The sequence below is a fragment of the Candidatus Symbiopectobacterium sp. NZEC135 genome, assembly GCF_025962695.1.
The window spans coordinates 22,748-29,491 of the sequence record NZ_JAGFPF010000050.1 but is presented as its reverse complement, the minus strand read 5'-3'; the positions used below and the strand labels follow the sequence as shown (position 1 = coordinate 29,491).

Annotated in this window: 7 protein-coding genes; 5 read left to right on the top strand and 2 right to left on the bottom strand. The window is 54.8% G+C overall.

The genetic code is table 11. The annotated features are described in order from the left end of the window. Positions 1-626, bottom strand: a 626-nt coding sequence (locus J5224_RS18820; protein WP_264626810.1) for a 4-carboxy-4-hydroxy-2-oxoadipate aldolase/oxaloacetate decarboxylase, incomplete at its 3' end; no start/stop codon positions are given. An 18-nt stretch (positions 627-644) separates the two neighbouring features. Beyond that, the gene (locus J5224_RS18815) at positions 645-1,838 is read right to left on the bottom strand and encodes a mandelate racemase/muconate lactonizing enzyme family protein (protein WP_264626809.1); all 1,194 of its coding nucleotides are present in this window, start codon (positions 1,836-1,838) and stop codon (positions 645-647) included. A gap of 388 nt (positions 1,839-2,226) precedes the next feature. Between J5224_RS18815 and J5224_RS18810 the strand changes: the two genes are divergently transcribed. Genes J5224_RS18810 through J5224_RS18790 form a run of 5 tightly spaced genes read left to right on the top strand, consistent with a single transcriptional unit; the run spans position 2,227 to position 6,742 of the window. Then, positions 2,227-2,880: an RraA family protein gene (locus J5224_RS18810; protein ID WP_264626808.1), complete on the top strand. Its 654-nt coding sequence runs from the start codon at positions 2,227-2,229 to the stop codon at positions 2,878-2,880. A 59-nt stretch (positions 2,881-2,939) separates the two neighbouring features. Then, positions 2,940-3,938 carry a Bug family tripartite tricarboxylate transporter substrate binding protein gene (locus J5224_RS18805; RefSeq protein ID WP_264626807.1) on the top strand — a complete coding sequence of 333 codons (999 nt, stop codon included), beginning with the start codon at positions 2,940-2,942 and terminating at the stop codon, positions 3,936-3,938. Positions 3,939-3,952: 14 nt separating this feature from the next. After that, entirely contained in the window at positions 3,953-4,738 is a 786-nt protein-coding gene (locus J5224_RS18800; protein ID WP_264626806.1) for an RraA family protein, read from the top strand. 34 nt (positions 4,739-4,772) lie between these two features. Then, the gene (locus tag J5224_RS18795; RefSeq protein ID WP_264626805.1) at positions 4,773-5,240 is read left to right on the top strand and encodes a tripartite tricarboxylate transporter TctB family protein; all 468 of its coding nucleotides are present in this window, start codon (positions 4,773-4,775) and stop codon (positions 5,238-5,240) included. Then, positions 5,237-6,742 (top strand): tripartite tricarboxylate transporter permease, encoded by a 1,506-nt coding sequence (locus J5224_RS18790; RefSeq protein WP_264626804.1) that lies wholly within the window; start codon positions 5,237-5,239, stop codon positions 6,740-6,742. The genes J5224_RS18795 and J5224_RS18790 overlap by 4 nt, the downstream gene beginning before the upstream one ends. Positions 6,743-6,744: the final 2 nt, after the last annotated feature.

The window sequence follows — 6,744 nt, the reverse complement described above, 5'->3', positions numbered from 1 at the left end:
TGCAGTTCCCAGATGGTTTTTCCCTGCTGAATTTGCGCACGCAGTTTCACTTCTTTTTCATCACGACTGCGCGAAGCGGCAAGTACCTCTTCAATCTTCTCGCGCGGAATAGCAACGATGCCATCATCATCGCCAATGATCAGATCGCCAGGGTTAATCGTCACGCCGCCAAACGCGATCGGCTGATTGATTTCACCAAAGGTTTCTTTGACAGTACCTTTGATGGAAATGGAGCGGGAAAAAATGGGGAAACCCAATTTGTGAATGCGCTCGGCATCTCGCACTCCGCCGTTAGTGACCAATCCAGCGATACCGCGACTAAGGGCCGCCGTTGCCATGACATCACCAAACGAACCTTGCTCCGTGTAGTCTCCGGCATCAATCACCAGCACATCTCCCGGTTTGGCTAACTGGAGTGCTGCATGGATAGTGAAATTATCCCCAGCGGGCGTTTTCACCGTGAATGCGGAACCCAATACACGTAAGCCGGGATATATCGGCTTGATGGCGGAGTCGACCGCACCGCGGCGACCAAAGGCTTCATGGGCGGTGGCGGCGGTGATGTCTTTAAACGCGTCAATCAGTTCCTGGTCTGGGCGTATGAAGTCTTGAGTCAATTTTGACATGGTCGTGTTTTCCGTAAGTTAAGCTGGATTAAAAACATTGGGGGCGACAGTCGCGACTTTGCGCGGGAATTCTTCGCGGTAATCGCGCAGTCCTTTACCCGGTAACGGGCTGTAAGGGCGTTTCTTGAGTTCATTGATATCCAGATCGATTCCCAATCCCGGCGCATCGGGCACGTCAGCCCAGCCGTTGGCAATCGTAATGCCTGGCGTGGCAATCCCCTGTGTCGGTTCAATCAGGTTGACGAACACTTCTGCAATATTGAAATTAGGAATAACGGCTGAGAGGTGAACCGTCGCGGCCAGCCCCACAATCGGGCTGTTGTAGTTATGCGGTGTTACCGCCACGCCGTGTGGGGCAGCCAGCGCAGCAATCTCCAGCATGGATAACAGACCACCAACCGCGCAAATATCCGGGTTGATAATGTCCGCCGCGCGTTTCTCAAACACCGGCACAAACCCTTCCTTGGTGTAAAGCGCTTCACCCAGCACGATCGGGGTATGGGTGCTGCGTTTGACCTCAACGGTAAGATCGATGTTTTCTGGTGGGCAAGGCTCTTCGTACCAGCCAATATCATATTCTTCCAGACGTTCAATCACGCGGATCGCATGATTCGGTGCCAAACGACGATGACCGTCAATCAGCAATTCCACGTTGGGTCCAACAGCCTCGCGCACCGCCTTCACATTCTCCACGGCAGCGGTTTCATCAGCGCGGGAAATAAAGGTGCGCCACGGACCGGGGAAGGGATCCCATTTGATGGCGTCATACCCTTGAGCGACCACGTTCACTGCGCGTTTTACCGTATCATCAATGCTCTTAGCACCGAACCACCAGCCGTTGGCGTAAAGGCGGATTTTTTCGCGCACCGCGCCACCCAGAATACGGTGCAGCGGCAGTCCCGCTTTCTTGCCGACGATATCCCACAGCGCCAGTTCGATGGCGCTCCAAGCGCACAGCAGGTCAACCGAATTACGGCGAATCGCAAAATCATCAAGCAACGTCTGACCAAGATGACGAATATGGTAGGCTTCACGCCCGATCACCAGCGGAGAGATGGCATTAAGATATTCACTGACGACCTTCTCTTTGGTATTCGTCACATAGGCTTCGCCCCAGCCGTAAATGCCTTCATCGGTATCCACTTTGGCAAAAAGCAGGTTTTTCCCGACCCCTGGATGATAAAAAAAGGTTTCAATATTTGTGATTTTCATTGTGGCCCTTATTAGAAAAAAGCGCAGAGCGACAAGATATAACGCAAAATTGATGAACAAACATAGCCAATATTATTCTAACTATTTTCAATTACTGGATAATCGGGATTGAAATTAAAAACACATGCACAATTGTTTAGCTAGATTAATCTATCACTTTCTTATTTCATATTTAAAAAATAATAAGCCTTTATTTGAATAATGAACCACCGGATAATCACTAGACAAAAAATTTAATCGACTTATTCTCGATGACATTATCTTATTTTCATACCTATGGTTGTCATTCTCATATCTGATTAATGGGCATACGTTTATTACTCCCTGCCTGATTCATATATAAAAAACCGATGGCAGCCTGAAATAATGATTATCTGGAGATAACCCCTTGGCCAGCGTAATAAATACTGATTTTCCCCGGCCCAATGCGAACCAATTGGCGGCGTTCAAAACGGCCAGTACCGCACTGATTTATCGGGCCACAGGACAACGCGGCGCACTGCATTCCGCTATCAAACCACTGCGCTCAGGGTTTCGGTTGCTGGGTGCCGCGTTTACCGCCGCTGGGTTTCCCGGTGACAACCTGACGGGGCACGCTGCCATCACGCTGGCACAGCCGGGAGACATTCTGGTGTATAGCGTGGACGGTTTCACCCAGGGTGCCTCTTTTGGCGACATGATGGCGACGCTGGCTGCCAATCGCAGGCTGGGCGGTATCCTGATTGACGGCGCCATTCGCGATGCCGCGCTATTGCGCACCTGGGATCTCCCCCTGTTTACCCGTGGCATTAGCCTGAAAAGCCGGGGCGAAAAAGCACAGCTCGGCCCACTGGCGACCCCGTTAACGGTGGCTGGCGTGGAAATCGCTCCCGGTGACCTGATTGTCGGCGATGACGACGGCGTGATCGCCATTCCCTATGCCCTGCTTGATGACACGATTGCGCGTTTACGGCAGTTACAGGACGAAAAAGCACGCCTGCTACAGCGTTTCACATCCAGCGCAAACCCGGAAGATTGGCAAGCGCTGAAAACGTGGGAATAACCCACGCCATAGCTGAATGAATACCATACCAACAATAAAATCAGAGAGGAGTAAACATTATGAATACATCGGGGATAACACGCCGTCGCTGGCTACAGTTCGCATCCGCATCGTTAGTGGCCGCAGGCATCGCACTCGGTTCATCGGCTATGGCGGCGAACGCTGACTGGCCCACCAAAACCGTCAAGCTGGTGGTGCCCTTTCCGCCCGGCGGAGGCACCGACCTGTTAGCACGCGCCCTGGCGGAGCGCCTGAGTAAATCGTTCGGTCAGACGTTTGTGGTGGAAAACCGTCCCGGCGCAGGGGCGGCTGTCGGCACCGAATATGTGGCACGGGCAACCGACGGCCACACCTTCCTGTTCACCTCCTCCAATCATGTGACCGTACCGGCACTCAACACCCACTTGCGCTATGACATCTTTAAAGATTTCAAATCCATCGCTCTGGTGAGCGATCAGGCGAGCGTCTTTGCCGTCTCGCCCGATCTGCCGGGGAAAAACCTCACAGAAGTGCTGACGCACATCAACGCCAATCCGGGTAAATACAATTACGGCACGGCAGGCATAGGCTCCGGCCAGCACCTCAGCACCGCCTATTTACAACAGTTAACGGGTATTGATGTGGTGCATGTGCCGCTCAAAGGTCAGGGCGAAATCATTTCCGAACTGCTGGGCAAGCGGATTCAACTGGGCTTCCTGGTATTGAGCACAGCAGTGCCCTACTTTGAGGCCGGTACCATTCGCCCGCTGGGCGTTTCAACCGAACAGCGCAGTCCGTTTGCTCCCGATATTCCTACCCTTTCAGAAGCAGGTGTCCCTAACTTTGTTGCCCGTTCCTGGCTGGGGCTGCTTGGCCCGGCGTCGACGCCAGATAGCGTAGTCACGCGACTGCACGATGCCGTGGTTGGCTACCAGAATGATCCGAGCTACATCGCGATCACCGATAAGGCTGGCATGACATTGGTCAACAGCGCGCCAGCGGAATTCGATGCTGAAATCAAACGCGGTTACGCGCAATGGCGCACCGTGGTGACCAACGCCAATATTCAACAGCAATAAGTCGGGAGCGCGCCATGAGTGAAACAAAAACAATCGCAGAACAGTTACTGCCTTATGCCGATCGTCTGCTGGGCACGCTGCACCCGCCGTTAATCAGGCAAGTGGAGATCACCCGGCCCTCTGCTGAGGTGATTCAGGGATTTTTATCATTGCCCGATCTCACCTCGGTAGTGGCGGACATTCTTGATGAACTGGGCTATGACACCGCGATTCCGGCCCAAACGCTACGGCCACTTGCGTCGGGGCAGCGCATCGTCGGACCGGCGGTGACGGCACGCCAGAGTCGCGCCAGACAGTTGCCGGGTTTCACGTTGTCCGCAGGCAACGCGCCGCAAGGCGGCGGTATCGACCAAATTACGCTGACGCAACCCGGCGATGTGTTCGTGGTTGATGCGGCAGGCAGCACCGATGCCTCCAGCTTTGGCGGCATTCTTGCCACCGCGGCGAAGGCCAAAGGGCTGGCAGGCGTAGTGGTTGACGGTGCCGTGCGCGACAGCAGCAGCATCGTTGAATCGGGGCTGAAGGTCTGGTCACGCAGCGTCACGCCGCGCACCGGTAAGCGCCGTCTGGAACTGGTGGCATTTAACGACGTGGCCAATCTCGGCGGCGTTCAGGTCAGGCCCGGCGATCTGATTCTGGCGGATAACGATGGCGTGATTATCGTTCCCAGCGATATCACGCAGACCGTGCTGGATCGCGCGCTGCAGGCGGCAGAAAAAGAGAGCCATCTGTTAAAAGCGCTGGAACAGGGCGCATCGGCGCGCGACGCGGCGGGTATTCTGGCCCCCGGCAAGTGGTGATAACGCTTAAACCATGATTAATTGAGGTAGACCCATGTCTGCAACGCATAAACGTTTACAGGGCGAATGCCTGTCCGGCATCGCGATTGCTCTGCTTGGCGCAGGCGCCATCGCGCTCGCCACGACCGAGCATACGCTTGGCACCGCCGCCAGAATGGGTGCCGGTTACATGCCGACCATTCTGGGGGCACTGCTGGTGCTGTTAGGGGGATTGATTGCCGGGCGTGCCTGGCTGTCATCACCACGCCGTAGCACCCCCGATGAAGCGGGTTTCACGCTGCGCGCTCCGCTGCTGATGCTGGGTGCAGTGATTTTATTTGCCCTGTTGGTCGATCAATGGGGCATTATCGTTGCCAGCCTGCTGACGGTAATTACCGCCGCAATCGGTAGTCGTGAAGCAAAACTCAAGGAAACGCTGGCGCTGGCGACAGTGCTGGCGTTTTCTGTCCCACTGCTGTTTGTTCAGGTGCTGGGCTTACCGCTTAAGGTATGGCCGCTATGATCCCGGATGTATGGCAGGGGTTGTTCCACGGCCTGTCGATAGCCCTGTTACCGAACAACCTGTTCTATTGCTTTTGCGGCGCGCTGTTTGGCACGCTAGTCGGCGTTTTGCCCGGCGTCGGGCCGCTGGTCACCATCGCGCTACTGCTGCCCTTTACCTTCACGCTGGAACCCACCAGTGCACTGATCATGTTGGCGGGTATTTATTACGGTGCACAATATGGCGGTTCTACCACGTCGATTCTGCTGAATATGCCGGGTGAAACCTCCTCGGTGATCACCTGTCTGGATGGGCACGCCATGGCGAAACAAGGCCGTGCCGGTCCCGCATTGGCGATTGCCGCGCTGGGGTCGTTTTTTGCCGGAACGTTGGCGACCTTTGTTATTGGTTTTTTCTCCCCGTCGCTCGCTAGCATGGCCATTCGTTTCGGGCCGGCAGATTATTTCTCGCTGCTGGTGTTAGGCCTCATTGGCGCGGTGGTATTGGCACAAGGCTCGCTGCTAAAAGCCATCACCATGGTCGTGGTTGGGCTGCTGCTGGGATTGGTGGGCACCGACATTAACTCCGGTGAATTACGCTTTACCTTTGGTATTCCCGAACTCGCTGACGGCATCGATTTTGTGCCGCTGGCAATGGGGGTGTTTGGTATTGGTGAAATTATCCGCGTGTTGGTGCAGCAGGAAAAAAGCGGCGGTACGGTGATTGAACACGGTAAATTGATGCCAAGCGCGCAGGATATCCGCCAGGCCTCTCCCGCCGTTTTACGCGGTTCCTTACTGGGCTCAGTGCTCGGCCTGCTGCCGGGCGGCGGGGCTGCACTCGCCTCTTTCGCTGCTTATACCGTGGAAAAAAAGTTGGCAAAAGACCCTTCCCGGTTTGGTAAAGGGGCTATCGAAGGGGTTGCCGCGCCGGAATCCGCCAACAACGCAGCGGCGCAAACCTCGTTTATTCCGCTGCTCACGCTGGGATTACCGTCAAACGCCATTATGGCCCTGATGGTAGGCGCCATGATGATCCACGGTATTAACCCCGGCCCACGCATTATGCAGAGCGAACCGGACCTGTTCTGGGGAATGGTAGCGAGCATGTGGGTGGGAAACGCGATGTTGCTGGTGCTCAACTTACCGATGGTCGGCGTGTGGGTTCGTCTATTAAAAATACCTTACCGTTTGTTTTATCCCGCCATTGTGCTGTTTAGCTGCGTCGGCATTTACAGCGTCTCCAATAATCCGTTCGATCTGTTTTTAGCCGCTCTGTTTGCCTTATTAGGGTATACCCTGGCGATGCTACGCTTTGAGCTTGCGCCGCTGCTGTTGGGCTTTATTCTCGGACCGATGATGGAGGAGAATTTACGCCGGGCGCTGATCATTTCACGCGGAGATTTCGGTATTTTCGTGCATGAGCCCATCAGCTTAGGCTTATTGATTGCCTCGGGATTACTGCTGTTGATAACGCTGGCACCGATGGTGCGTTTGGGGCGGGATAAAATCTTCGTTGAGTAGCA

Coding starts and splice junctions, on each gene's coding strand:
- J5224_RS18800 (WP_264626806.1), top strand. CDS start 3,953: ATGAGTGAAACAAAAACAATCGCAGAACAGTTACTGCCTTATGCCGAT.
- J5224_RS18795 (WP_264626805.1), top strand. CDS start 4,773: ATGTCTGCAACGCATAAACGTTTACAGGGCGAATGCCTGTCCGGCATC.
- J5224_RS18815 (WP_264626809.1), bottom strand. CDS start 1,838: ATGAAAATCACAAATATTGAAACCTTTTTTTATCATCCAGGGGTCGGG.
- J5224_RS18790 (WP_264626804.1), top strand. CDS start 5,237: ATGATCCCGGATGTATGGCAGGGGTTGTTCCACGGCCTGTCGATAGCC.
- J5224_RS18805 (WP_264626807.1), top strand. CDS start 2,940: ATGAATACATCGGGGATAACACGCCGTCGCTGGCTACAGTTCGCATCC.